The sequence below is a fragment of the Rhizobium sp. Rhizsp42 genome (genome assembly GCF_047304155.1).
Taxonomy (GTDB): domain Bacteria; phylum Pseudomonadota; class Alphaproteobacteria; order Rhizobiales; family Rhizobiaceae; genus Rhizobium.
Genome location: NZ_JBGLYS010000001.1, coordinates 173,529 through 198,125 on the forward strand (window position 1 = coordinate 173,529; position 24,597 = coordinate 198,125).

General features: G+C 60.1%; 27 protein-coding genes. 7 read left to right on the top strand and 20 right to left on the bottom strand.

The window, feature by feature from the left end; all coding sequences use genetic code 11:
- Positions 1-3: 3 nt before the first annotated feature.
- From lpxA to ACCD05_RS00925, 13 genes are all read right to left on the bottom strand, one after another.
- Positions 4-822: an acyl-ACP--UDP-N-acetylglucosamine O-acyltransferase gene (lpxA, locus tag ACCD05_RS00865; RefSeq protein WP_047510232.1), complete on the bottom strand. Its 819-nt coding sequence runs from the start codon at positions 820-822 to the stop codon at positions 4-6.
- Positions 819-1,286 carry a 3-hydroxyacyl-ACP dehydratase FabZ gene (gene fabZ, locus ACCD05_RS00870; RefSeq protein ID WP_047510230.1) on the bottom strand — a complete coding sequence of 156 codons (468 nt, stop codon included), beginning with the start codon at positions 1,284-1,286 and terminating at the stop codon, positions 819-821. The genes lpxA and fabZ overlap by 4 nt, the downstream gene beginning before the upstream one ends.
- Positions 1,279-2,340, bottom strand: a complete 1,062-nt coding sequence (gene lpxD / locus ACCD05_RS00875; RefSeq protein WP_413390595.1) for a UDP-3-O-(3-hydroxymyristoyl)glucosamine N-acyltransferase — start codon at positions 2,338-2,340, stop codon at positions 1,279-1,281. The genes fabZ and lpxD overlap by 8 nt, the downstream gene beginning before the upstream one ends.
- Before the next feature lie 50 nt (positions 2,341-2,390).
- Positions 2,391-4,730: an outer membrane protein assembly factor BamA gene (bamA, locus tag ACCD05_RS00880; protein ID WP_047510561.1), complete on the bottom strand. Its 2,340-nt coding sequence runs from the start codon at positions 4,728-4,730 to the stop codon at positions 2,391-2,393.
- Between the two features lie 195 nt (positions 4,731-4,925).
- Positions 4,926-6,059, bottom strand: a complete 1,134-nt coding sequence (gene rseP, locus ACCD05_RS00885) for an RIP metalloprotease RseP (protein ID WP_111561408.1) — start codon at positions 6,057-6,059, stop codon at positions 4,926-4,928.
- Positions 6,060-6,087: 28 nt separating this feature from the next.
- Positions 6,088-6,921 (bottom strand): phosphatidate cytidylyltransferase, encoded by an 834-nt coding sequence (locus ACCD05_RS00890; protein WP_413390597.1) that lies wholly within the window; start codon positions 6,919-6,921, stop codon positions 6,088-6,090.
- Positions 6,921-7,667: an isoprenyl transferase gene (locus ACCD05_RS00895; protein ID WP_111561406.1), complete on the bottom strand. Its 747-nt coding sequence runs from the start codon at positions 7,665-7,667 to the stop codon at positions 6,921-6,923. Before ACCD05_RS00895 ends, ACCD05_RS00890 begins: the two co-directional genes overlap by 1 nt.
- 44 nt (positions 7,668-7,711) lie before the next feature.
- Positions 7,712-8,272: a ribosome recycling factor gene (gene frr / locus ACCD05_RS00900; protein ID WP_018900007.1), complete on the bottom strand. Its 561-nt coding sequence runs from the start codon at positions 8,270-8,272 to the stop codon at positions 7,712-7,714.
- Between the two features lie 55 nt (positions 8,273-8,327).
- Positions 8,328-9,050 carry a UMP kinase gene (gene pyrH, locus ACCD05_RS00905; protein WP_018900008.1) on the bottom strand — a complete coding sequence of 241 codons (723 nt, stop codon included), beginning with the start codon at positions 9,048-9,050 and terminating at the stop codon, positions 8,328-8,330.
- Between the two features lie 93 nt (positions 9,051-9,143).
- The gene (gene tsf, locus ACCD05_RS00910; protein ID WP_111561405.1) at positions 9,144-10,070 is read right to left on the bottom strand and encodes a translation elongation factor Ts; all 927 of its coding nucleotides are present in this window, start codon (positions 10,068-10,070) and stop codon (positions 9,144-9,146) included.
- A gap of 245 nt (positions 10,071-10,315) precedes the next feature.
- Entirely contained in the window at positions 10,316-11,083 is a 768-nt protein-coding gene (rpsB, locus tag ACCD05_RS00915; protein WP_047510222.1) for a 30S ribosomal protein S2, read from the bottom strand.
- A 215-nt stretch (positions 11,084-11,298) separates the two neighbouring features.
- Entirely contained in the window at positions 11,299-11,982 is a 684-nt protein-coding gene (locus ACCD05_RS00920; protein ID WP_197067341.1) for a pentapeptide repeat-containing protein, read from the bottom strand.
- A 123-nt stretch (positions 11,983-12,105) separates the two neighbouring features.
- A complete protein-coding gene (locus tag ACCD05_RS00925) occupies positions 12,106-12,954 on the bottom strand; it encodes a cell envelope integrity EipB family protein (protein WP_413390600.1) in 849 nt (282 codons plus the stop codon).
- 136 nt (positions 12,955-13,090) lie between these two features.
- On the opposite strand from ACCD05_RS00925, the gene ACCD05_RS00930 reads away from it, so the two are divergent.
- From ACCD05_RS00930 to ACCD05_RS00950, 5 genes are all read left to right on the top strand, one after another.
- Positions 13,091-13,558 carry a RidA family protein gene (locus ACCD05_RS00930; protein WP_047510218.1) on the top strand — a complete coding sequence of 156 codons (468 nt, stop codon included), beginning with the start codon at positions 13,091-13,093 and terminating at the stop codon, positions 13,556-13,558.
- Entirely contained in the window at positions 13,558-14,277 is a 720-nt protein-coding gene (locus tag ACCD05_RS00935) for a glycerophosphodiester phosphodiesterase (RefSeq protein WP_413390603.1), read from the top strand. The genes ACCD05_RS00930 and ACCD05_RS00935 overlap by 1 nt, the downstream gene beginning before the upstream one ends.
- Positions 14,278-14,370: 93 nt before the next feature.
- The gene (locus tag ACCD05_RS00940; RefSeq protein WP_413390605.1) at positions 14,371-15,561 is read left to right on the top strand and encodes a GNAT family N-acetyltransferase; all 1,191 of its coding nucleotides are present in this window, start codon (positions 14,371-14,373) and stop codon (positions 15,559-15,561) included.
- Positions 15,562-15,613: 52 nt separating this feature from the next.
- Complete coding sequence (locus ACCD05_RS00945; RefSeq protein WP_018900016.1) at positions 15,614-16,039, top strand: HIT family protein; 426 nt, start codon at positions 15,614-15,616, stop codon at positions 16,037-16,039.
- 47 nt (positions 16,040-16,086) lie between these two features.
- Positions 16,087-16,377 carry a Dabb family protein gene (locus ACCD05_RS00950; protein ID WP_413390607.1) on the top strand — a complete coding sequence of 97 codons (291 nt, stop codon included), beginning with the start codon at positions 16,087-16,089 and terminating at the stop codon, positions 16,375-16,377.
- Between the two features lie 89 nt (positions 16,378-16,466).
- Here ACCD05_RS00950 and clpA read toward each other — a convergent pair whose 3' ends face one another.
- The 7 genes from clpA to ACCD05_RS00985 form a co-directional block, all read right to left on the bottom strand.
- The gene (gene clpA / locus ACCD05_RS00955; protein ID WP_018900018.1) at positions 16,467-18,968 is read right to left on the bottom strand and encodes an ATP-dependent Clp protease ATP-binding subunit ClpA; all 2,502 of its coding nucleotides are present in this window, start codon (positions 18,966-18,968) and stop codon (positions 16,467-16,469) included.
- Positions 18,969-18,978: 10 nt separating this feature from the next.
- The gene (clpS, locus tag ACCD05_RS00960; RefSeq protein ID WP_018900019.1) at positions 18,979-19,332 is read right to left on the bottom strand and encodes an ATP-dependent Clp protease adapter ClpS; all 354 of its coding nucleotides are present in this window, start codon (positions 19,330-19,332) and stop codon (positions 18,979-18,981) included.
- A 259-nt stretch (positions 19,333-19,591) separates the two neighbouring features.
- Complete coding sequence (locus ACCD05_RS00965) at positions 19,592-19,960, bottom strand: phasin family protein (protein ID WP_413390609.1); 369 nt, start codon at positions 19,958-19,960, stop codon at positions 19,592-19,594.
- Positions 19,961-20,224: 264 nt separating this feature from the next.
- Complete coding sequence (locus ACCD05_RS00970) at positions 20,225-20,656, bottom strand: DUF3597 domain-containing protein (protein WP_413390611.1); 432 nt, start codon at positions 20,654-20,656, stop codon at positions 20,225-20,227.
- 149 nt (positions 20,657-20,805) lie between these two features.
- Positions 20,806-21,009 (bottom strand): DUF3126 family protein, encoded by a 204-nt coding sequence (locus ACCD05_RS00975; RefSeq protein WP_018900022.1) that lies wholly within the window; start codon positions 21,007-21,009, stop codon positions 20,806-20,808.
- 137 nt (positions 21,010-21,146) lie between these two features.
- Positions 21,147-21,995 carry a serine O-acetyltransferase gene (gene cysE / locus ACCD05_RS00980; protein ID WP_026283285.1) on the bottom strand — a complete coding sequence of 283 codons (849 nt, stop codon included), beginning with the start codon at positions 21,993-21,995 and terminating at the stop codon, positions 21,147-21,149.
- A 200-nt stretch (positions 21,996-22,195) separates the two neighbouring features.
- Complete coding sequence (locus ACCD05_RS00985) at positions 22,196-22,981, bottom strand: alpha/beta fold hydrolase (RefSeq protein ID WP_413390613.1); 786 nt, start codon at positions 22,979-22,981, stop codon at positions 22,196-22,198.
- 185 nt (positions 22,982-23,166) lie between these two features.
- Between ACCD05_RS00985 and ACCD05_RS00990 the strand changes: the two genes are divergently transcribed.
- A complete protein-coding gene (locus ACCD05_RS00990; protein ID WP_018900025.1) occupies positions 23,167-23,412 on the top strand; it encodes a zinc-finger domain-containing protein in 246 nt (81 codons plus the stop codon).
- 27 nt (positions 23,413-23,439) lie between these two features.
- Positions 23,440-24,591, top strand: a complete 1,152-nt coding sequence (locus tag ACCD05_RS00995) for an FAD-dependent monooxygenase (protein WP_413390615.1) — start codon at positions 23,440-23,442, stop codon at positions 24,589-24,591.
- The last annotated feature ends 6 nt before the right edge of the window (positions 24,592-24,597 follow it).

Sequence of the window (24,597 nt, forward strand, 5' to 3'; positions counted from 1 at the left end):
GGTTTATCCCTTCTGTCCCCGCGTCGGAGAAGAGAGCGCGCGATCGCTTTCGGCAGCAATGAAGTCGAGGATCTGGACGACCTGCTCGCAATCGGCGAATTCCTCGCGGATGGCGGCGGCGTTGTCGCGCAGATTGCCTTCGGTCTCGAAGATAGCCTTGTAGGCACGGCGCACGATATGGATCGTCGCGCGATCGATGCCCGCACGCGTCATGCCGACGACGTTGAGACCGCCGAGCAGACCGGGATTGCCGTTCAGCATGCCGTACGGAATGACGTCGTAGCTCACGGCCGATAGACCACCAACGAAAGCGTGGCGGCCAACGCGGGTGAACTGGTGCACGGCGCAACCACCACCCAGGATCACGCGATCCTCGATGACCACGTGGCCGGCAAGCATCACGTTGTTGGACATGATGACGTGGTTGCCGACGCGGCAATCATGGGCGATGTGCGAATTGGCGAGAAACAGGTTGTTGTTGCCGACGATGGTCTTGCCGCCGAAATCGGCGGTGCCGGTGTTGATCGTCACACCTTCGCGCATCGTGCAATTGTCGCCGACCGTCAAGGTCGTCTCTTCGCCGCCATGATGAACGCTCTGCGGATCGCCGCCGATGACAGCCATCGGGAAAATCCGGCATCCCTTGCCGAGCGTGGTGATGCCGCTGACGATGGAATGCGGGAGCATTTCGGTGTTATCGCCGAGCACGACCCGCGGGCCGACATGGCAGAACGGGCCGATCTTGACGTTCTCGCCGATTACGGCGCCGTCTTCGACGACTGCCATCGGGTGAATGCTGGCACTGGCTGCGATCGTGCTCATGCCTGATCCTTGCGCACGATCATCGCGCCGATATCGGCTTCGGCGACCAGCGCTCCATCGACCTTCGCATCACAGTGGAACTTCCAGATGTTGCCGCGCTGCTTCTGCTTGACGACATGGTACTCCACCCGGTCTCCAGGAACCACAGGCTTGCGGAAACGGGCGTTGTCGATGGTCATGAAGTAGACCAGATTGCCGCTTTCGCCTTCCTTCTTGGCACAGATCGCGCCGGCCGTCTGGGCCATGCCTTCGACCAAGAGGACGCCAGGCATGATTGGCTGCTCCGGGAAGTGTCCGGTAAAATGCGGTTCGTTGGCCGTCACGTTCTTGATGCCGATCGCGGAATCATCGCCGTCGATGTCGATGATCTTGTCGACCAGCAGGAACGGATAGCGATGCGGCAGCAACTTCATGATTTCGATGATGTCAGCCGAGGAAAGCGACTTCTTGACTTCTTCAGCCATTCTTTTCTCCCGTTTTCTTGGGGCCCGTCGTCCGCATCATGACTGCCGCGACTTCGCGCAAAAAGTCATGCGCCGGCCGTGCAGGTATGCCGCCGTAGCGCTCCCCAGCGGGGATGTCGGACACTACGCCGCTCATGGCAGCGATCTGGGCACCGTCGTTAATTGTTATATGGCCTCGAATACCAGAATGACCACCGATCTGCACGCCATCGCCGATAATGGCGCTTCCGGCAATACCGACCTGCGAGACAACGGCGCAATGACGGCCGATGCGAACATTGTGGCCAATCTGGACCAGGTTATCGATCTTCGTCCCTTCGCCGATCACGGTGTCGTCCATCGTGCCGCGATCGATCGTCGTGTTGGCACCAACCTCGACATCATCCTGCAGGATGACGCGGCCGATCTGAACGATCTTGATCATGCCGCGAGGGCCCGGCGCGTAGCCGAAGCCATCCTGGCCAATGCGTGCGCCGTTGTGGACGATCACGCGATTGCCGACCAGCGAGCACAGAATGCTGGCGCCGCTGGCGATCGTGCAATCACGGCCAATCTTGACGCCTGGTCCGATGACGGCGCCAGCGCCGATGCGCGTGCCCTCACCGATCTCGGCATGAGCGCCGATCACGGCAAACGGCTCGATCTCGACATTCGCTTCCAGTCTCGCCGTTGGATCGACAGACGCGCGGTCGGAAACATCAGCACTCACAGAGCGCAGCCGCTGAGGCGTCAAGGCGCTCGGATAGAGCAGCCCACCAGCCATCGCGAACGCGGCATGAGCGTTTTTCGACACGAGAACAGGCACATGCGCCGGCACGATCGACTGCAATGCCGAACTGACCAGCACAGCGGACGCCTCGCATGTCACGAGTTCGTCCTTGCTCTTCTTGGAAATGACGTAACAGAGATCGCCCGCCTTCGCCCGACTTACGGGCGAAACGGAACGGATCACGATGTCGGCATGTTTGGGGTCGGCAAGTTCCGCCCCAAGAAATTGCGCTAGCTCCGAGAGCTTCACACCGTCATGGGGCGGAAAGAAATAGGTTTGCTCCATCGGCAAATCTCCAGAACGGAATTCGATTTTACGGTTCCGGACTGCCGATATCAGAATTGGTTGTTGATGCCAAACTTGAAGTGCTGAACCTTGTCGTAGTCTTCCTTCAGGACCGGGATCGCGTAGTCGACGCGCAGAGCACCGAACGGCGAGTTCCAGACGATACCGACACCGACGGACGCGCGCAGCGAAGCATCTTCGCCGTTCACGAACTCGGAACCGCTGACATTGACCTTGTTGCCAAAGAGCGTACCGGCGTCCGCGAAGACCGCGCCACGAAGACCGAAGTCACGTGGGAAAGCCGGAAGCGGGAACGATGCTTCAGCCGAAACGGTGAAGTAGGTCGTGCCGCCGAGCGGATCATCCGGACCGCCGCCAACGCGCGGGCCGATACCCTTATTCTCGAAGCCGCGGATGTCACCGTTGGTCAGCGTGAACTGATCGAAGACATGCAGATCCTTGCCGAAGCCAACGACGTAACCGGCAGAACCGGCAACCGAGCCGATGATGTCGGCGTCGTCAGCCAGCGTGTGGTAATAACGCGCCTTGCCATAGATCTTGTAGAACTGCGAGTCACCACCGAGGCCGGCGATTTCGTGCGTCAGGCTGGCGTAGATACCTTCACGCGGCAGAACCATGTCGTCCAGCGTGTTGTAGGTCAGCGTCTGCGACACAGACGACTTTACCCACGGGCTGTTGTTGACGAGGTCCTGGTAAGGCGTGGACAGATCGGAGAGCGATCCCGACGGATCGTACTTCATCTGCTTGTAGTTATAGCGGAACGTCGTCGCCAGATCTTCGGTGATCGGCGCGGTCGCACGCAGAACGACGTTGTTTTCTTCGTAGTCGTAGTTGTCGTTGCTCGACGTCTCGCTGTGGTTGATGTCGAAGCCGACAGCCAGACGGTAGCCGAGGAAGTAAGGCTCGGTGAAGTTCAGGCCGTAAGTACGCGAACCTTCCTGACCACCACCGGCAGACACCTTGATGTACTGGCCGCGTCCGAGGAAGTTCTTTTCTTCGATCGAAGCTTCGAGCAGCAGGCCGTCTCCGCCGGCAGCGTAACCCGCGCCGATACCGAACGAACCGGTTGCCTGGTCCTGAACGTCGACAACAACGACAACGCGGTCCGGCGAGCTGCCGGGCTGGGTCGAGATGTTGACGGTCGAGAAGTAGCCGAGAGCCTCAAGACGACGCTTGGCTCTGGTGATCATCTGCTGATTGAAGGCGTCGCCTTCACTCATGTCGAACTCGCGACGGATGACGTAGTCACGCGTACGGCTGTTGCCGCGGATTTCGATACGCTCGACGTAGGCCTTTTCGCCCTGGTCGACGAGGTATTCGACGCCGATGGTGTTGTTGTTCAGGTCGCGGTTGCCACGGGGCGTGACACGAGCGAACGGATAGCCGGCCGAAGCCACCTGATCCGAAATCGCTTCCATCGACTTCTGAACTTCCTTGGCGTTGTAGACCTGGCCTTCATGGGTGCGAACGAGACCCTGAAGCTGCGCGCCGTCGACACCCTGAACGGTGGACTGAACGGAGATTGCGCCGAAGTCGTAACGCGGGCCTTCTTCGATATTGAAGGTCAGCGTGTACTTGTTGGTCGTCTCGTCGAACGCCGCGTCGGAAGACACGATGCGGAAGTCGGCGTAACCACGGTTGTAATAGAACTGGCGGAGCGCTTCTTCGTCTGCGTGCAGCTTGTCAGCGCTGTAGACGTCCTTGCGGGTCAGGAAGGACAGGAAGTTGCTTCGCTTGGTGGCAATGACCGATGCAAGACGGCCAGAGCTATAGGCGTTGTTGCCGACGAAGTTGATCGAGTCGATCTTCGTGCGGTCGCCTTCATTGATGACGAATGCGAGGTTGACGCGGCCCTGGCCGAGCGGAACGACCTGCGTCGTCACTTCGACTTCGCTGCGACCGGTCGCTGCATACGCGTCCTTGATCGACTGGATGTCGGCCTGGATCTGGGTTTCGTTGTAAGCGCCCGAAGACTGCGTCTTGACGACCGCTGCAAGCTTGTCGTCCTTGATCTTGCGGTTGCCGTTGAACACGACCTGGTTGATCAGCTGAGCTTCCTCAACGGTCACAACCAGCGTGCTGCCGGAAACGGAGATCTTGACGTCGGAGAAGTAACCCGTGTCGTAGAGCTGCTTTACGGAGTCGTCGATGTCGGTGTTGGAGAAGCTCCGGCCGGGCTGGATCGTGAGGTTGGACCGCACAGCTTCGGCGCCAACGCGGTTTGCACCGCGAACGTCAACACGCTGAATGACTGCAGCCTCGGCAGCAGAAGCCGAGATGAACACCGTTGCACCAGCCCCCGACGCAACAATACCTGCAGACAGCGCAACCGCCGATACTGCGTTCAAAAATCTTGAACCAGCCTTCATTTCACCCATTACCTTTTTTCTCGTCCCCATCACCAGGCGTCCCCCGATTCCGGTCACGTGTGTCGTTTTACCCGCTTTTGATATACAAGCAAGGGAGCTAGTTAATTTCTGTTTACTTCATTTCAAAGCGTGACGCTTTCGCCACTACAGCTTTGAAACATCGTAAATAAATCGTAATTTTCCCTCGTCCCGCAATCAGCCGATCAGAGCACTAATATCGTTCCACGTGGCAAAAACCATCAGGCTCAGAACCATGGCCAGGCCGATGCGAAACGCAACCTCCTGAGCCGACGATCCCAACGGCTTTCCCCTCACAGCTTCAATCGCATAGAACATCAGATGGCCGCCATCAAGTACCGGAACCGGCATCAGGTTCAGTAATCCGATCGAAACCGACAATACGGCGGCCAGCTGAAGCAAAGCTGCAACGCCCAGCGTCGCCATCTGGCCGGATGCCTGCGCGACACGGATCGGGCCACCCAGCTGGTCCGGCTTCATGTAACCGGACACCAGATTGCCGATATATTTGAAGGTACCGGTGACGATGTGCCAGGTCTGCAGCGTTCCCTCATGCAGCGCTTCAAGCGGCGTGTAGGTCTGCTGGCGGAAGTGTCCGACGTCCTGATTGGTGACGATACCGATCAGGCCTATCTCGATCTTGTTACCGAACTGGTCGGTCATTTCGGTGCGTTCAGGCACCATCGGCACGTCGATCTTCTCGCCGTTGCGCTCGATCGTCACAACGATGCGCTGCATCGGACGGATGCTGACGTATCGGCGCACATCGTCGAAGGTCTGCACCTTGCCGCCATCGATCGCGATCAAGAGGTCACCCGGCACGACGCCGGCTTCTGCGGCAACGCTGCCCGGCTTGACCTGCGCAACGACGGGATCGGCAACCGAGCGGCCGTAGATCGAAAACAGGACGGTGAAGATGGCAATTGCGAGGATGAAGTTTGCAATCGGGCCGGCGGCGACCGTTGCCGCGCGCTTCCAGAGCTTGGCGCCTGCGAATGACCGCGCACGCTCCTCGTCCGACATCTGCGCGAGCTTGTCCTCATCAGGCTTGCTCGACGCATCCTCGTCACCGAAGAACCTTACATAGCCGCCGAGCGGGATCAGCGAGAGCTTCCAACGCGTTCCATGCTTATCGGTTCGCCCCAGGAGTTCCGGGCCAAACCCGACCGAAAACGCCAGAATGCGGATGCCGCTCCAGCGACCGACGAGGTAGTGCCCCATCTCGTGCACGAACACCAAGAGAGAAAGCACGAGCACGAAAGGAACGATATATCCCGTCAGAAACCCAAAAACTTCGGTCAAGCCTGCCATAAAATCCTTCCATCAGCCTCTATCGACATTATCCGCCGAACAAGGCCGCGCCCAGCGACGCCATTTCTCCGCCCTTTATCAGCGAAAAAAGCCCGGCTAGCAAGAACGCCGCAAAACAGGCGAAAATGAGCCCGTCAACCCGGTCCATGACCCCGCCGTGCCCCGGAATGAGACGGCTCGAATCCTTGACGCCGAAGCGGCGCTTGATGAAGGATTCGAAGAGGTCACCCAGCTGGCTGCAGACGGACAGCACGAGCGCCACGAAGGCCGCCAGCACGACACCATCGGGAAATGCCGCGTAGGCCACCAGCACGCCGGCGATGATCGCGCAGACGGCACCACCAATCGCGCCCGACCATGTCTTGCCGGGCGAGATCCTTGGTGCCAGCTTCGGCCCGCCGATGGCGCGGCCGATGAAGTAGGCGAGGATGTCGGTCGCCCAGACGACGGCGAAGACGAAGAGCATCGCGTGCAGGCCGGCCGCATCGCTGCCGCGAATATTCGCGAGCGCAATCCCGGTCAGCCCCGCATAGACGATGCCCGCCGGGAACCAGCGCGAGACACCACGGGCGACGACAAAGCCGACAGCAATGGCAAAGAACAACAAGAGCAGGATCAGCGAGTAGCCGACAGTGCCGGAGACGACCGCAACGGCGATCGCCGCCTGCCCGATCCAGCCCATCGCATTGGCGACTGGCTGCTCACTGGCGAGGCGGGTGATCGTCGACCACTCATAATAGATCAAAAGCCCGATCAGGGCCGCCAAAAGGCTGAAAGCGAGACCGCCGTACCATGTCGCTGCAAGCACGATGACGGCGAGGATGATGCCCGAGATGATACGAAGCTGAAGTTCGCGGTGCATCAGGTTCCCACCGCCGCCGCGGTTTCGGCGACCAGACCGCCAAAGCGGCGGTTGCGGGACGCGAAGGTTTCGAGCGCCGCGTACAGCGTCTCGCGGCTGAAATCCGGCCAGTAATCGGGAATGAAGATGAATTCCGAATAGGCGGCCTGCCAGAGCAGGAAGTTCGACAGGCGCTCTTCGCCGCTGGTGCGGATGATGAGATCGGGATCCGGGATGCCGGCGGTATCAAGCCGGCCATTGATGAGCGCGGGCGTGATATCCTGCGAGCGCAGCCTCCCCTGCTCGACATCGCGCGCCAGGCTTGCCATGGCGCGGGCGATCTCGTCGCGCGAGCCATAGTTGAAGGCGATGATCAGCGTCAGCGCCGTGTTGGCCTTGGTGGTCTCTTCGGCGTCGATCAGGAGGTCGAGAATGTCGTTCTGCAGGCTGTGGCGATCGCCGATGATCTTCACGCGCACGTTCTGCTTGTGCAGTTCGGCGAGGTCGCGGCGAATGAAAGCCTTCAGCAGGCCCAAAAGGTCCGACACCTCGGTTTCCGGACGGCGCCAGTTCTCCGACGAGAAGGCGAAGAGGGTGAGATATTTGACCCCGATGTCGCCCGCTGCGCGCACGGTCTCACGCACGGCGTCAACGCCCTTGCGATGCCCCATGGTGCGCGGCAACCCCCGCTGCTTTGCCCATCGACCGTTGCCATCCATGATAATGGCAACGTGTTCTGGCACAGTCACAAATGTTCTTTCCAACATTTCCCGTCCGGTTTTTAAGGTCCAAGGCGCAGGCGCTTTGCGCCTTAGACCTGCATGATTTCCTTTTCCTTCTCGCCAAGCAAGCGGTCGACCTCAGAAATCGTGTCGTCTGTCATCTTCTGCACACGATCCGACTGCGAGCGGCTCAGGTCCTGCCCTATGACACCGTCCTTTTCGGCTTTCTTAAGGCCGTCCATGCCGTCACGGCGAACATGGCGAATCGCAACCTTGCTTTTCTCGGCATAGTCGTGTGCGACCTTGACGAGCGACTTGCGGCGCTCTTCGTTGAGTTCGGGCAGCGGAATGCGCAAGTTCTGGCCGTCAACGATCGGGTTGAGGCCGAGATTGGCTTCGCGGATCGCACGATCGACAGCGCCGACCATCGACTTGTCCCAGACCGAAATGCCGAGCATGCGCGGCTCCGGTACGGTCACGTTCGCGACCTGGTTGAGCGGCACGCGCGAACCATAGGCTTCGACCGTGACCGGGTCGAGGATGTTCGCCGATGCGCGACCGGTGCGCAGCGATGCGATATCGCTCTTGAACGCGTTGATCGCGCCATCCATGCGGCGCTTGATATCGTTGATGTCGATGCCTTCACTCATAGCAGTGCTCCCGTCTCGGTAGAAGCTGCGGCGCGCTTTGGGCGCCGCCACTCTGTCAGTTGTCGGTAACGATGGTCTTCAGACCACCGCCCCTAAGGATTTCAGCAAAACCGCCCTTCTCGTGGATCGAGAAGACGATGATCGGAATGGAATTTTCGCGTGCGAGTGCTACAGCCGCAACGTCCATGACGGCGAGGCCCTTGTCGAGCACTTCCTTGTGCGTAAGCTGGTCGAAGCGCGTCGCATCGGGCACCTTCTTCGGATCGGCGGAATAGATGCCGTCGACCTGCGTGCCCTTGAAGATTGCCTCGGCACCCATTTCGGCGGCGCGAAGGGCTGCGGCCGAGTCGGTCGTGAAGAATGGGTTGCCGGTACCACCGGCGAAGATCACCACACGGCCCAGCGAAAGATGATAAAGCGTGGCACGCTGCGAGAAGCTCTCGCAGATCTCCGGCATGGCGATCGCCGACAGCACCACCGTATCAATGTTGAGCTTGCGCAGCGAGGTCGCCAGCGCCAGCGCGTTGATGACGGTCGCGAGCATACCCATGTGGTCGCCTGTGACGCGGTCACCGCCCTTGGAAGCGACGGCCACGCCGCGGAAGATGTTGCCGCCGCCGACGACGACGCCGACTTCAACGCCCATCTGCCGCGCTTCGGCTATGTCGGCCGCAATGCGGTCGGCCACCGCTACATCGATTCCAAATCCCTGGCTGCCCATGAGGGCTTCGCCGGAAGCCTTGAGTAGAACACGTTTGTAGACAGGCTCTGACGACATCTTGGCTCCTCGTATATTACCGCTGAGTGCCGGATACACGAAGGGCACCGCGTTGTCACGCGATGCCCTTCTGTTTTCACATATATAGGACGATCAGCTCTTGGCGACAGCAGCCACTTCAGCAGCGAAATCGCTCTCTTCCTTCTCGACGCCTTCGCCGAGCAGGAGGCGCGCCATGCCGACGACTTCGATCTTGGCGCCAGCTTCCTTGGCAGCGGCTTCAACAGCAGCACCGACCGTCAGGTCGGGGTTGATGACGAAAGCCTGCGAGAGAAGAGCGACTTCTTCGAAGAACTTGCGCATGCGGCCGTCGACCATCTTTTCGATGATGGCTTCCGGCTTGCCGGATTCGCGAGCCTGCTCGATGAAGACGTTGCGTTCGCGTTCTGCAACGGTAGCGTCGACTTCTTCAGCGCGGATCGCGAGCGGGTTGGTAGCAGCGATGTGCATGGCAACCTGGCGGCCGATCGAGGTCAGGACAGCCTTGTCGCCTTCCGACTTCAGGGCAACCAGAACGCCGAGCTTGCCGATGCCGTCGCCGGCAGCGTTGTGGATGTAGGTCGCAACAACGCCGTGCTCGACTTCGAGCTTGGCAGAGCGACGCAGCGTCATGTTTTCGCCGATGGTGGCGATCGCGTCCTTGATGGTGTCGGCGACCGGCTTGCCGGATGCCGGGTAGGTCGCAGCCGAGATGGCTTCAACCGTGCCGTCGGTCGTCAGGGCGACGTTGGCGATGCCACGAACCAGATCCTGGAAGGCGTCGTTACGGGCAACGAAGTCGGTTTCCGAGTTGAGCTCGACGACAACAGCCTTGTGGCCGGCGCCGGCGATGGCAACGAGGCCTTCAGCAGCAGCGCGACCAGCCTTCTTGTCGGCCTTCGAGATGCCCTTTGCGCGGAGCCAGTCGATCGATGCTTCGATGTCGCCGTTGTTTTCCACCAGCGCCTTCTTGCAGTCCATCATGCCTGCGCCGGACTTCTCGCGCAGTTCCTTCACCAGTGCAGCCGTAATCTCGGTCATAAGCTTCCTCTTGTCGGTTCAAACGGTGGCCCGCAAAAGGCGGTGCGGCACCGGATTGAGGCACGAAATGTACCTGTATGTATGACAGCGTGATGAATGACGCGTCATAACGAAACTCAAATGGCGAGAGACTTTTTCCCCTCGCCTGAAATGGTCAAGGCCGCCCAACTTCATGAAAGTCGCGAGCGGCCTTTTCCCAATCTCTGGAAAGCACGGCGGACCATTTGATCCGCCTGCTTCTTTTATCAGGCTTCGGCTTCGCCTTCGAGCGCCGGCTCAACCGGAGCTTCGATCGATGCACCGAGGTCACGGCCCGACGAGCTCTGCTGACGAGCGATACCGTCGATGGCAGCGCGCGAGATCAGGTCGCAGTAGAGAGCGATGGCGCGCGAAGCGTCGTCGTTGCCGGGGATCGGATAGTCGATCAGATCCGGGTCGCAGTTCGAGTCGATGATCGCGACAACCGGGATGCCGAGGCGCTTGGCTTCGTCGATCGCGATCTTTTCCTTGTTGGTGTCGATGATGAACATCAGGTCCGGCGTGCCGCCCATGTCCTTGATACCACCGAGAGCCTTGTCGAGCTTCTCGCGCTCGCGCTCAAGGTTCAGGCGCTCTTTCTTGTTGTAGCCGGACTGTTCCGAAGACAGGATCTCGTCGAGCTTGCGCAGACGCTGGATCGAGTTCGAAATCGTCTTCCAGTTGGTCATCATGCCGCCGAGCCAACGCGAGTTGACGTAATACTGAGCGGAACGCTTGGCCGAGTCAGCGATGAGCTCGGAAGCCTGGCGCTTGGTGCCGACGAACAGAACGCGGCCACCACGGGCTACGGTGTCGGAAACAGCCTGCAGAGCGCGCGACAGAAGCGGAACCGTCTGTGCGAGGTCGATGATGTGGATGTTGTTACGATCGCCGAAAATGTACGGCTTCATCTTCGGGTTCCAGCGGTGAGTCTGGTGACCAAAGTGGACGCCTGCTTCAAGCAGCTGGCGCATAGAAAAATCGGGCAATGCCATGCCTAGTTATCCTTTTCCGGTTGAACCTCCGCAAGGCGAACAGCACTCTCTTCGAGAATGCCACCGGGCGGAACCATCCGGATTTCTCCCGGACAATCCCATGCCTTACGTGTGGAATGCGGGGGCCATACCCTCCCCGCCCCGGAAAATCAAGCCTTATCGGCAAAATAACCGCTATGCCCGGCCTTTAGGCACATTCCGGACCTTGGGGCGGATCAGTCGGCGTCGCAGGGCCAGCTTGTCGGCGTCGCCATGCCCTGGGGCAGCTTGGTCTTCGAATCGCCACAGGCCAGTGCCACCTGCGCCTCTTCAAGGCCGGTCGCCTGCGACAGATCCAATCCACTTATCCTGGTCAGGAACAGGAAGGCGCGGTCGAACGAGATCGGACCGGTGAAGGTGGCGCCGCTGAGATCGGCGCGCGACAGGTTGGTCAGCGAGAAATTCGCGCCCGTAACGTCTGCGCCCTTGAAGTTGACGCGACCGAGTTCAGCCTTTTCAAAATTGACGCCCTTCAGCGTTGCGCCACTGAAGTTGGCGCGCTGCAGCTCCGCGCCTGTGAAATTGGCGCCTTCGGCCTTAACGCCTTCAAAGCCGGAGCGATAAGCTTCGACCTTGGAGAAATTTGCCTTCGTCAGATCGGAGCCGGTAAACCAGGTACGCACCAACGTCGCCTTTTCCAGGTTGGCGGAGGCGAGATTGCTGTGGCTGAGATTGGTGAGCGTGAAATCGGCGTCGGCGAGGTTTCCCTTCTCGAAATCGCCATCCTGCAACATCAGGTTTTTCTTGCTGCAACCGCCCCAATCTATACCCGCGGAGGCGGTCGAGCCGCAATCGGCCGCGGAGATCGAACTAGAAAATGCAGCCGCCAGCATGGCGACAGCCAAGGCCGTCACGGCCATGATCGATACTCTAAAGCCTGGCAAAATATGCACTCCGCTTGCCGTCAATGCTCACTATAGAGCGATCTCTAGCACAGAGCGCGTCGCTTTGCATACCGTGTCAAACTGAAACGGTGAAATCGTTCAACGCGTGCAATTACTTACAGGCGAGGTTTTGGCGTCCAGAAGCTCCAGCTTGGAGAGCTTGCCGGTCAGGACAAAATCGCCGTAATCCATCGTCAGGTCGCGCGTGATGCCATTCTCATAGAGCTTGAACGACATGCGATAGACCGGAAGGGCGTCCGTCTTGGTGTTCTCGTTGAAATAGGAAATGGTCACCGGCCAGAACGAGGTCTTGGAGAAGGCGCCCGCATTGCCGGCATCGGCTTCGTCGCTAACGGGTGTCACCGCCTTGCCGACAACCGTTGTCGTCGCCAGCGCCTTGTCGCCATCATCCGAGCCATCGAAGACGCGGGCTTCAAACAGGCGGTTGCCGGCCTTGGCGTTCTTGATGACGTCCATCATGTGCTCGGTGGGGAAGCGGCTTGCGGCCAGCTGCAGCTCCTTGCTCGCCGGCTGCTTCAGATCGACCTTGGTTCCATCGGCCTGATCCTGGGCGGCACCGTTCACTTCCTTGTCGAGCTGGTCGTCGGTAAACGACTTGGTGTCGAAGGTGAACTTGCGGTCCTTCAGGTTCTCGAACGTATTGGTCTGCTGATCGCTGACGCGCACGGCATCGCCGGTGTCGATCTGCGTCACGAAGCGAAACTTCGTGGTGTAGCCGGTGCAATAGTCACCATCGAACTCGTAGACCATGCGGCCGGACATGCCCGAAATGCCGGAGCGCTCCGACGCATCCTTCAGTTCCAGATCGTAGATCGCCCGATGCGCGATCAGGCCCGTGGCCATCACTGCGCCGGCTGCGGGTGTCGCCGCATGAGCGGTTGCCGAAACGCCTGCAAGCAACAGCGCGGCAAGACTCGATCGGACCATTGATAATCTCCTGTTGGACTCACCAACGATGTTATAAGAACGCATCCGGCTAAATCGAGGCTCGATCGTGTCACAAAATTGATTCAAGCCCGGATGCATAGTTTTAGAACTATTCACAATAAAAGCGGAGAGAAAAATGTCCGATCAGATCGCAGCACGGCTGAAAGAGATGGGGATATCCCTGCCCCAGGCTGCAGCACCCGCCGCCAACTACGTTTCCTATGTCATCTCGGGCAACGTCCTCCACATCTCCGGCCAGTTGCCGATCGAAGACGGCAAGATCGCGGTTACCGGCCACCTCGGCCGCAATGTCGACGTCGCCACGGGCCAGCGCGCTGCTGAACTCTGCGTCATCAACATCCTGGCGCAGGCAAGTGCAGCACTCGGCGGCGATCTTAGCCGCATCAAGCGCGTCATCAAGCTGAACGGCTTCGTGGCTTCCGTGCCTGAATTCGTCGAACAGCACCTCGTCATCAATGGTGCGTCTAACCTTATCGCCAATGTTCTCGGCGATGCCGGCAAACACGCGCGTGCCGCCGTCGGCATGGCGGCGCTGCCGCTGAACGCCGCCGTCGAAATCGATGCTATCATGGAAATCGCATAATGACCTCTGCAGCATGGCTTAAGGAACGTCCCGTCGCTCACCGCGGCTATCACGACCAGAACAAGGTCGTTTGGGAGAACACGCTTTCCGCCTTCGCGCGCGCGGTCGAGGCAGGCTTCGCGATCGAATGCGACCTGCATTATGCCTCGGATGGCGTTCCCGTCGTCTTTCACGATGAGAATCTCGAGCGCCTTTGCAATCTGAAAGGCGACGTGCGCGAGCGTACATCGAAGGAACTTGGCATGCTCTCGGTCGGCGGAACGGCCGACAAGATCCCGACGCTTCGCCAACTTCTCGAACTTGTGAAGGGAAAAGTGCCGCTCGTGATCGAGCTCAAGGGCCGTGAAACCGACGATGAAGGCTTCGTCGAGGCGGTGCTGGAAGAGCTCGAGGGCTATGAAGGCCAGGTGGCGCTGATGAGCTTCGACCATTGGCTCTTGAAGGAACTGAAGGCGCTGAACGCTCCCTACCCGATCGGGTTGACGGCCGGTGGAAACAAGCCGGAGGAGTTCCAAGCCCATGAAAAGGCTATGAAACACGGTCTCGACTTCATTTCCTATTTCTATGCGGACCTGCCCAACTCGTTCATCACGGCAGAGCGAGAGAAGGGCATCGTCGTCATCACCTGGACGGTTCGTGACGAGAAGGCGCGCAAGCATACCTTCGAAAACGCCGACCAAATGACCTTCGAGGGCTTCGACCCGCGCGCGTCCGTTTGACGCTCGCTTTTTCAACAAGCCCTCGCTTTTTCATCAAGATATGCGCAGACTGGCAATGCCCCCAAATCATTGAAACGGTCTCGCATTCGCTCCATGACTGATGAACTTTCAATCCGCATAGAGCGGTCTTTCACCGCTATTTCCCCGGAGAGCTGGTTCAAGCTCGCCGGGGCTTCCCGATCAAACACATCGATCGCCTACAACCCCTTCGTCTCGCATGCCTTCCTGTCCTCGCTCGAGGAATCGGGATCGGCAACGGCGGAGACGGGATGGCTCGGGCACCACATGCTGCTCGAGACGGACGACGGACGCCTTGTCGGCGCCCTGCCCGGCTATCTGAAGAACCACAGCCGCGGCGAATATGTCTTCGACCATGGCTGGGCCGACGCCTTCGAGCGTGCCGGCGGCCGCTATTATCCGAAGCTACAATGCTCGATCCCTTTTACGCCCGCCACCGGCCCGCGCCTGCTCGTCGCCGAGGATTATCCGCGTCTCGCCGTACAGGACGCGATGGCGGAGAGCCTGAAGGAAGTCGTGCGTCGTCTCGGCGTCTCCTCCGCGCACATCACCTTCGTGCCCGACGACGAAATGGCGGTGCTGGAGAGCGAGGAGTATCTGCACCGCACCGACCAGCAGTTCCACTTCATCAACGAAGGCTATGCCAACCACGATGAATTCCTGGAAACGCTCGCCTCGCGCAAGCGCAAGGCGCTGCGCAAGGAACGTCGCGCCGCGCTCGAAAACGGCATCAGCATCGACTGGCTGACTGGAAGCGACCTCACCGAGGATATCTGGGACCAGTTCTTTGCCTTCTACATGGATACCGGCAGCCGCAAATGGGGACGGCCCTATCTGACGCGGGAGTTCTATTCGCTGATCGGCGAGCGCATGCCCGAGGATATCCTGCTTGTCATGGCCAAGCACAATGGCCGCTACGTCGCCGGCGCCATCAACTTTATCGGCTCCGAAACGCTCTACGGCCGGCATTGGGGCTGCATCGAGGATCATCCCTTCCTGCACTTCGAGGTCTGCTATCACCAGGCGATCGATTTCGCGCTCGCCAAGGGGCTAAAGCGGGTGGAGGCAGGCGCGCAGGGAGAGCACAAGCTGGCGCGAGGTTACCTACCGGTGACAACGCACTCGGCTCACTATGTCGCCCATGCGGGCCTTCGCCAGGCGATCGGCGCTTACCTCGCCCGCGAGCGCGACGACGTCGAGCACATGAACGAGATTTTGAGCGAGCACAGCCCGTTCCGTCGCGGCGAGCGGCTACAGGAGGATTGACGCCCTCGCCTCAGCCGCGCTACGCGAAGACGACACCATCAGGAGAGATAAGATGACGAGCGCGGCTTACGACACCAACAACATCTTCGCCAAAATCCTGCGTGGCGAGATCCCCTCGGTCAAGGTCTACGAGGACGAACATACGCTGGCCTTCATGGATGTGATGCCGCAGGCGCCGGGCCACGTGCTTGTCGTGCCGAAAGCCGCCTCGCGCAACCTTCTCGACGCCGATCCGGCCGCACTCGCCAAGACTATCCCCGTCGTCCAGACGATCGCCAACGCGGTGAAGGAAGCGTTTGACGCCGATGGCGTCTTCGTCTGCCAGTTCAACGAACCAGCGGCAGGCCAGACCGTATTCCACCTGCACTTCCACGTCATCCCACGGCACGAAGGCATCGCACTGAAGCCGCATTCCGGCCAAATGGAAGATGGCGCCGTGCTGGCTGCGAATGCGGAGAAGATCAAAGCGGAGCTTTGATTGATGAGGCCGACTGGGCTGACCGCACCCACATCAGGAGAACACCAATGATACGTCATACCGTGGCATTTCGCCTGAAGCACGCGGAAGGATCCGCCGAGGAAAAGGCCTTTCTGGACGCAGCACTCATCCTCACAACGATCCCAAGTGTGAGAAACTTTGAGCAGTTGCGGCAGACCAGCCGAAAGAACAGCTTCGCCTTCGGCTTTTCGATGGAGTTCGAAAATCAGGCCGGATACGACGCTTACAACGAGCATCCCGTACACACGGCCTTTGTCCGCGACCATTGGGTGCCTGAGGTCGAAGAGTTTATCGAGATCGACCACACACCGCTCTGACCAGCGTTTCTGGGTAGCGTTCGCGTGTCGGAGGCACAGGCTCCGAAACATCAAAAAAGGCGGCCCGGGAGCCGCCTTTTATATTCGTTTTACTTCTTCGGCACCCTTGGCACCGCGCCCTTCTTCGGCGCGCTCTTTACCTCGGGCTCGGCAACCGCCGCTGCCTTCGACTTCTTGACCGTGGCCTTCTTGGCCTTGGCCTTCGTCTTCAGCTCGCCATCATCCTCGTCGTCCACCTCGGGGTGTACGACCTCGGCTTCCGGCTTCGGCTTGATCGGCGCGGTGTCCGACACGGCTTCCAGGATGATGCCCGGCTTGCCGTCTTCCTTCGGTCCGACGGTAACGTTGACGACGCCGCCCTTCTTCAGCTTGCCGAAGAGGATTTCGTTGGCCAGCGGCTTCTTGATGACGTCCTGGATGACGCGCGCCAGCGGACGGGCGCCCATCTTTTCGTCGTAGCCCTTCTCGGCCAGCCACGAAATCGCATCCTCGTGCAGGTCGAAGGTGACATTCCGCTCGGAAAGCTGGGCTTCGAGCTGCATGATGAACTTCTGCACGACTTTGTGGATGACCACGGTCGGCAGCGGTGCGAACGGAATGACCGCGTCGAGACGGTTGCGGAATTCCGGCGTGAAGATGCGGTTCAGCGCTTCCTCGTCCTCGCCCGTCCGCTTGGACGAACCGAAGCCGAAGGCGGCCTTTGCCATTTCCGACGCGCCCGCATTGGTCGTCATGATCAGGATGACGTTGCGGAAGTCGATCTTCTTGCCGTTGTGGTCGGTCAGCGTGCCATGGTCCATCACCTGCAACAGGATGTTGTAGATGTCGGGATGGGCCTTTTCGATTTCGTCGAGCAGAACCACGCAATGCGGATGCTGGTCGACGCCATCGGTCAAGAGACCGCCCTGGTCGAAGCCGACATAGCCGGGAGGTGCACCGAGCAGACGCGAAACCGTGTGCCGCTCCATGTACTCGGACATGTCGAAGCGCAGAAGCTCGACGCCGAGCGACGAGGCCAGTTGCTTGGCCACTTCCGTCTTACCGACGCCGGTCGGGCCGGAGAAAACGTAGGAGCCGATCGGCTTGTTCGGTTCGCGCAGGCCGGCGCGTGCCAGCTTGATCGAGGTCGAGAGCGCTTCGATCGCGAGATCCTGGCCGTAGACGACTGAGCGCAGTTCCTGCTCGAGATTGGCGAGAACGGCTTCGTCGTCCTTCGACACGCTCTTTGGCGGGATACGGGCCATCGTGGCGATCGTCGCCTCGATTTCCTTCTCGGTGATCAGCTTGCGGCGCTTGGATGGCGGCAGCAGCATCTGGGCCGCACCGGTTTCGTCGATCACGTCGATCGCCTTGTCCGGCAGCTTGCGGTCGGAGATGTAGCGCGCCGACAGCTCGACCGCCGTCTTGATGGCGTCGTTCGAGTATCGCAGGTGGTGATATTCCTCGAAGTAAGGCTTCAGCCCCTTCATGATCGCGATGGCGTCGTCGATGGACGGCTCAGCCACGTCGATCTTCTGGAAGCGACGCACCAGAGCGCGGTCCTTTTCGAAGAACTGACGATATTCCTTGTAGGTGGTCGAACCGATGCAGCGGATCGCGCCCGAAGACAGAGCCGGCTTCAAGAGGTTCGATGCATCCATCGCGCCGCCAGAGGTGGCGCCGGCGCCGATCACCGTGTGAATTTCGTCGATGAACAGAACGGCACCAGGATACTCTTCGAGTTCCTTGACGACCTGCTTCAGGCGTTCCTCGAAGTCACCGCGATAGCGCGTACCGGCGAGCAGCGTGCCCATGTCGAGCGAGAAGATCGTCGCATCGGCCAGCGCTTCCGGAACCTTGCCTTCCATGATCCGCTTGGCCAGACCTTCGGCGATCGCCGTCTTGCCGACGCCGGGATCACCGACGTAGAGCGGATTGTTCTTCGAACGGCGGCACAGGATCTGGATGGTGCGGTTGACCTCGGCGTGACGACCGATCAGCGGATCGATCTTGCCGGTCTTGGCCTTCTCGTTGAGGTTGACGCAATAGGCCTTCAGGGCGTCCTGCTGCTTCTTGGCGCCGCCTTCTTCCTCGGTGCCGCGCGCGGCATTCGGCTTGCTCTCGGCTTCGCCTTCCTCGGCGCCACGCGGCGTGCGGTTCTCCGAAGAACCGGCGCGCTTGCCGATGCCGTGCGAGATGTAGTTGACCGCGTCGTAGCGGGTCATTTCCTGCTCCTGCAGGAAGTATGCAGCATGGCTTTCGCGCTCGGCGAAGATGGCGACGAGCACGTTGGCGCCGGTCACTTCCTCGCGGCCGGACGACTGCACATGGATTACCGCACGCTGAATGACACGCTGGAAGCCGGAGGTCGGCTTCGAGTCTTCATCGTATCCGGTGATCAGGTTGGAGAGTTCATTGTCGACGTATTCGACGAGCGTCTTCTTCAGCGCGACGAGATCGACGTTGCAGGCACCCATGACGGCTGCCGCATCGGCGTCGTCGATCAGGGCGAGCAGCAGATGCTCGAGCGTCGCATATTCGTGATGCCGCTCGTTGGCAAAGGTCAGTGCCTGATGGAGCGCCTTCTCAAGACTAGGCGAAAATGTTGGCACGTTCAGATCCTCACTTCTTTTCCATGACGCATTGCAGCGGATGCTGGTGCTGTCGGGCGAAGTCCATCACCTGGCTCACCTTGGTTTCCGCCACCTCGTATGTAAATGTTCCGCATTCGCCAACGCCGTGGTTGTGGACATGCAGCATGATGCGGGTGGCACTTTCACGGTCCTTCTGAAAAAACCGCTCCAGGATGTGGATGACGAATTCCATGGGCGTGTAGTCGTCGTTCAGAATAAGCACGCGGTACAGGTTAGGCTTCTTGGTCTTCGGTTTGGTGCGCGTTATGACCGAGGTGCCGCGATTTCCGTTGTCCCCGTTCCTTTCGCTATCATCCTGCATCCGGACGGGCGTTGCGATCATTTTCATTCGTTCCTCGATCAACCCGGCGGAGCATGGGAGATGTGCTTTACCCGCCGAATGTCTGACTACTAACTTAGTTCATAATAGAGCGATTTTAAGCCCCTTGCTTCACACTGCAATCACAATTCGCCCGCGTCAGGCGCAAAGACACAAAAATAGCGCGCAGATTTGAGACTGCCTGGCGGCAAAACAAAAAGACCGGCTGCAGATGCGTAGCCGGTCTTTGTATTTCAAGAGGTAAGAGACGTGTGCGCTAAGCTTACGCCGCCGTCTGCGTCGCCACCGGCGCCGGCTTCATTGCCTTGGTGGCGGCCGCGACCGGCGCCTCGTAGGGCTTGTAGGCGCTCTTGGCGATGTCGGAGTACATTTCCGTCAGCTTCGTCGCTTCGGCGACGAAGTTTTCATAGGCGGACTTCACATAGCTGGTCTGCAATTCGAAGACGTCTTCGAAGCTGCGGGCGCCCGAGAGCGTCTCGAAATGCGTGACAGCGTCCTGAAAAGACTTCTTGGAATATTCGGTAGTTTCCGTCGCGATCGCCTGCATACCCTTGGCCGTTTCCGAGTAGCTTTTCAGCACCGCGTCCATGGCTTCCTTGCTCTTGCGATTCGTGTCCTCAAAATTCAGCATGACTATCCTCCTTGTCTTGCGTACTTGCCGTGCGTGGGCCTCCTTGCCCTGCCTCGACATCGAAGGTTAGCTGCACCGCACACGAAGTCAAGCGACTTTGTGCAATGCAAAACAATCATTGGTTGCGATGGCAATTGTAATCCTGGCCCGGTTTTCGAGCGACGTACGTCTTTAATTGATTTCGCTAAAATATATCAGGCGGCCGCAACCGTAAGCTTTGACCAAAAACTCGGTTGCGAGCCGCGAATACTTTCTCGACGACGATCAGTCGAGCAGATCGGCCGGCACCTTGCCGCCATTCTCCGATAGCTTCTTCAGAAGTGCCTTGTGCAAGAACATGTTCATCGTCGCCGAGTCGTTCTTGTCGCCGGTATAGCCGAGCTCGGTCGCCAGTTCCTTGCGCTCGGTCAGGCTCGCATCCATACCGACCGCCTTCATGAGATCGACGATCGAGCGGCGCCAATCGAGCTTCTGGCCATTCTTCTTGACGGCAGCGTCGAGCACCATGGCGATATCGACCGAGGTTGACGGAGCGGACGTGGCTGGCGATGTCGGTGCAGGGGTCGGAGACGGGCTCGGGGCCGCGGAGGGCGATATCGGCGCCTGCGCGGGCTCAATCTTCGGCGCGGCAGGCGCTGCCTCGGCGGCGTGCGCTTCACCCCAGATTGCGTGTTTGATCTTGTCGAAAATACCCATGTCCGGTTTCCCCTTGATGGCGCTTGAGCACATGCTCAAACCCAAGATGGGGCGCAAGACCGGGTGGTCCAGAGCGGGACCAGCAATTTCGGCCAGGCCGCGATGTCGCGGCCAGGCACAATCGTTGCGAGAAGGACCTCGCGATCGGATCAGAGATCGACGTCGAGGATCGCCATCGAGAAGTTGTACGAGCGGTCGCCGTCCTCGTCATCGATGTAGACGACGCCCAGAAATTCCTCGCCCATGTAGACTTCAGCGGAGTCGTTCTTGCGCGGACGTGCCTTGACGATCATTTCCGGGTTGAACGTGCGTTTGAAATAGGCGTCGAGTTTCTTGATTTCTTCGGGCTTCACACTGCATCTCCTGAGCGGTCTCAATGGCCGCTTTTTGCATGGGAAAGTTGGGCCTGTAAAGGCGCGGAGCCGGTAGTGACACCGCTTTCCCCGCCGTTCTTCAGGCCATGTTGTCGCTATGAGCGACGCGAAAGCGCCTAGATGTCGGCGCCCATCACCTGATCCATGATCACTTGATCCATGAGCCTGGATGGTTCCGAACAGCCGGCCGTGCCGACGACCTTGGCGGGTACGCCCGCGACCGTCGTCTTCGGCGGCACCGCCTTCAGCACGACGGAGCCGGCGGCGATGCGCGAGCAATGACCGATCTCGATATTGCCGAGGATCTTGGCGCCGGCGCCGATCAGCACGCCGCTGGCGATCTTCGGATGGCGGTCCGCGCCCTCCTTGCCGGTGCCGCCGAGCGTGACGCCGTGCAGGATCGAGACGTTGTCGCCGATGACGGCGGTTTCGCCAACGACGAGGCCGGTCGCGTGATCGAGGAAGATGCCGCGGCCGATGCGTGCGGCCGGGTTGATATCGGTCTGGAAGACGCTCGACGAGCGGCTCTGCAGATAGAGCGCCAGATCACGCCGGCCGCGATTGAGCAGCCAGTGCGCGAGGCGATGGGTCTGCAGCGCGTGGAAACCCTTGAAGTAGAGCAGCGCTTCCATGAAGCGCAGGCATGCCGGATCGCGGTCGTAAACGGCCTGGATGTCAACGCGCAGGATGGCGCCCCATTCCGGCCAGTCGGCCAGCATCTGGTCGAAGGTCTGGCGCAGTAGGATCGCCTGCATATCGGGGTGATCGAGACGCTCGCAGATGCGGTAGATCACGCATTCCTCGAGCGAGCGATGGTTGAGCACGGTCGAATACAGAAACGCCGCCAACACCGGATCGGCTTCGGCGGCAAGACGCGCTTCCTCGCGCAGGCTATCCCAGATCGGGTCCATCGCCTTGAGCGAACCTTGGGTCTCAAGAGGACGAATGTCTGACTTCGCGACCATCGAGGTCTCCTTGTCTTCCGAATGGCACTCCATCCGGGCATTGTATTCCGGCCAGATCGCGCGATCCGGCCACGCCACTGGCGCTTGAGTGTCACCCTATATAGGGCAAAATCCGGCTGATATAAATGGGGCGGCGGAAACAGCTTTTCGCTATTTCCGCATTTTGGTGAACGATCGTCCTTGCGCGTCCGCCCCTGATGTCACCGATCGGAGAGTTCCGCGTAAAAGTCCAGCACCGCCGCCTTGAACACCTTGTCTCCGACGGCAAGCATGTGGTCGCGGCCGGGGATATCGAGCGCGCGGGCGTCAGGCATCAGCGCCGCCAGTTCCTGCGGGGAACCGGCAATATCGTCCTTGGTTCCGACGGCGACCAGCGTCGGCGCCTCGATCTTTGCCATGTCGCTTCTTTCGACCAGATCGCGCGATCCCCTGATGCAGGCGGCGAGAGCCTGGCCGTCGCTCTTCGTCTGCTCGGCGAAGGCGCGGAACATGCGGCCGCGTGCATGGGTGACGCCATCGATCGACGGTGCGAGAAGCGCATCGGCGATCGGGTCCCAGTCGCCCACACCATCGGTCATGCCGATGCCGAGGCCGCCGAGCACCAGCGAACGAACGCGATCGGGCCTGCTGAGCGCTGCGAAGACCGAGATGCGCGCACCCATCGAATAGCCGATGAGGTCGGCTTCCGAGATGCCGAGATGATCGAGCAGCGCGATGGAATCAGCAGCCATGATCCAGGGGCGATAGGCTTCGGAATCATGCGGCTTGTCGCTTGCGCCGTGGCCTCTGTTGTCCATGGCGATCACCCGGTATCCGGCCTCGCCCAGCGTTTTCAGCCAGCCCGGGTAGACCCAGTTGACGCTGGCGGTCGAGGCGAAGCCGTGGATGAGCAGCACCGGCGGCCCCTCGGGATTTCCCTCGTCGAAATAGGAAAGGTTGAGGCCGTCGTGCACGAAGGTCGAAAAGGCAGGCGTATTCAAGTTCATCGGGGCAGTCCTGTTTTGCCGGGACCATATTTTATCGGGCCGCTGACGGGAACCCCTGCCCCAATCAAAAAGCACGGCCGAAAGCGCCTCCAAAAACTATCGGGCGCGCCTCTCCTTTGGCTCGACACATTTCCGGCGACGCACTATAAGGTGCGCACGTTTTCAAAGGCATTCGGAGATCCCTCATGGCCGGTCACAATATCCCTCACTTCCAGAACGACGGCGGACACCGTGTCATCGAAGTCGGCGTGAAGGAATTCATGTGCACCGGCGCCTCCGTTCCCTACGACCACCCTCATATCTTCATCGACATGGGCGACGAGAACGAGAAGGTCTGTTCCTACTGCTCGACTCTCTACCGCTTCAACGGCGCGCTGAAGGCCACCCAGACGAACCCGGCCGGTTGCGTCTTCCACTTCCAGGTCGCTTAATTCACCGAAACACAGATTGGATCGACCATGTCGGTCGAACATGCCGCTATTATCGGAGCGGGCGTCGCTGGTCTGACGGCGGCGCTGGCACTCGCCAGGCATGGCATTCGTTCCGAAATCTTCGAACAGGCGCCCGAACTGACCGAGGTGGGCGCCGGGCTGCAGATATCGCCCAATGCATCGCGCATCCTCGACAAGCTCGGTGTTCTCGACCTGCTGACACCGGTCTGGCTCGAGCCGAACAACATTCGCCTGATCTCCGGCAGGTCGCTGCATGAGTTGGCCGCCGTGCCATCGGGCCCTGCCGCCCGCGCGCGCTGGGAGGCACCCTACGGGGTGCTGCATCGCACCAGCCTGCAAGGCGCGCTGCTTGCCGCAGTCAAAGACAATCCGCTCTGCACGCTTCATCTCGGCTCGCGTATCGAAAGCGGCGACATCGCCGCGATCACCCGCGCCAGCGGCGTGATCATCGGCGCCGATGGCGTCTGGTCGAAGACGCGCGATCTCATCGCGGACAGCCCCTCCTCGCGCTTTTCCGGCAACATCGCCTATCGCTTCACCGTCTCGGCGGCGGATGCGCGGGGCGTCCTCAACCGGGAGAGTGTTTCGGCCTTTCTCGGGCCATCGGCGCATCTGGTGGCCTATCCGCTGCGCGAGACCGACAGCTTCAACATGGTGGCGATCACGACTGGTCACGCAGCCGCGCGCGAGTGGCTGGCGCAGCCGACGCAGGCGCAGCGACAGCAGTTGCTCGCCCGCTTCTCGCGCTGGAACCCGGCGTTGCTGACACTATTCGAAAAATCCGGTGAGATGACCTTCTGGCCGCTTTACGAGGCGACGCGCGGCAAGTGGCAGAACGGTCACGATACGGTGCTGATCGGAGATGCGGCGCATGCGATGATGCCGTTTGCCGCACAGGGTGCCGCGATGGCGATCGAGGACGCCTACGAACTGGCGTCGTTCCTGGCCAAACGTCCCGTTTCAGAAGCGCTGCCGCTGTTCGAGACGCATCGCGTGCCGCGCGTGAACCGGCTGCGCCAGCGCGGCGCTTTCAACCAGTTCGTCTATCACGCCCGCGGTCCATTCCGGATCGGGCGTGATATCGTTCTCTCGCTGAAGCCGCCGCAAAGCCTCGCGGCGGATCTTGACTGGATCTACGCTTATCGCGCGATGGACTGACAGCGC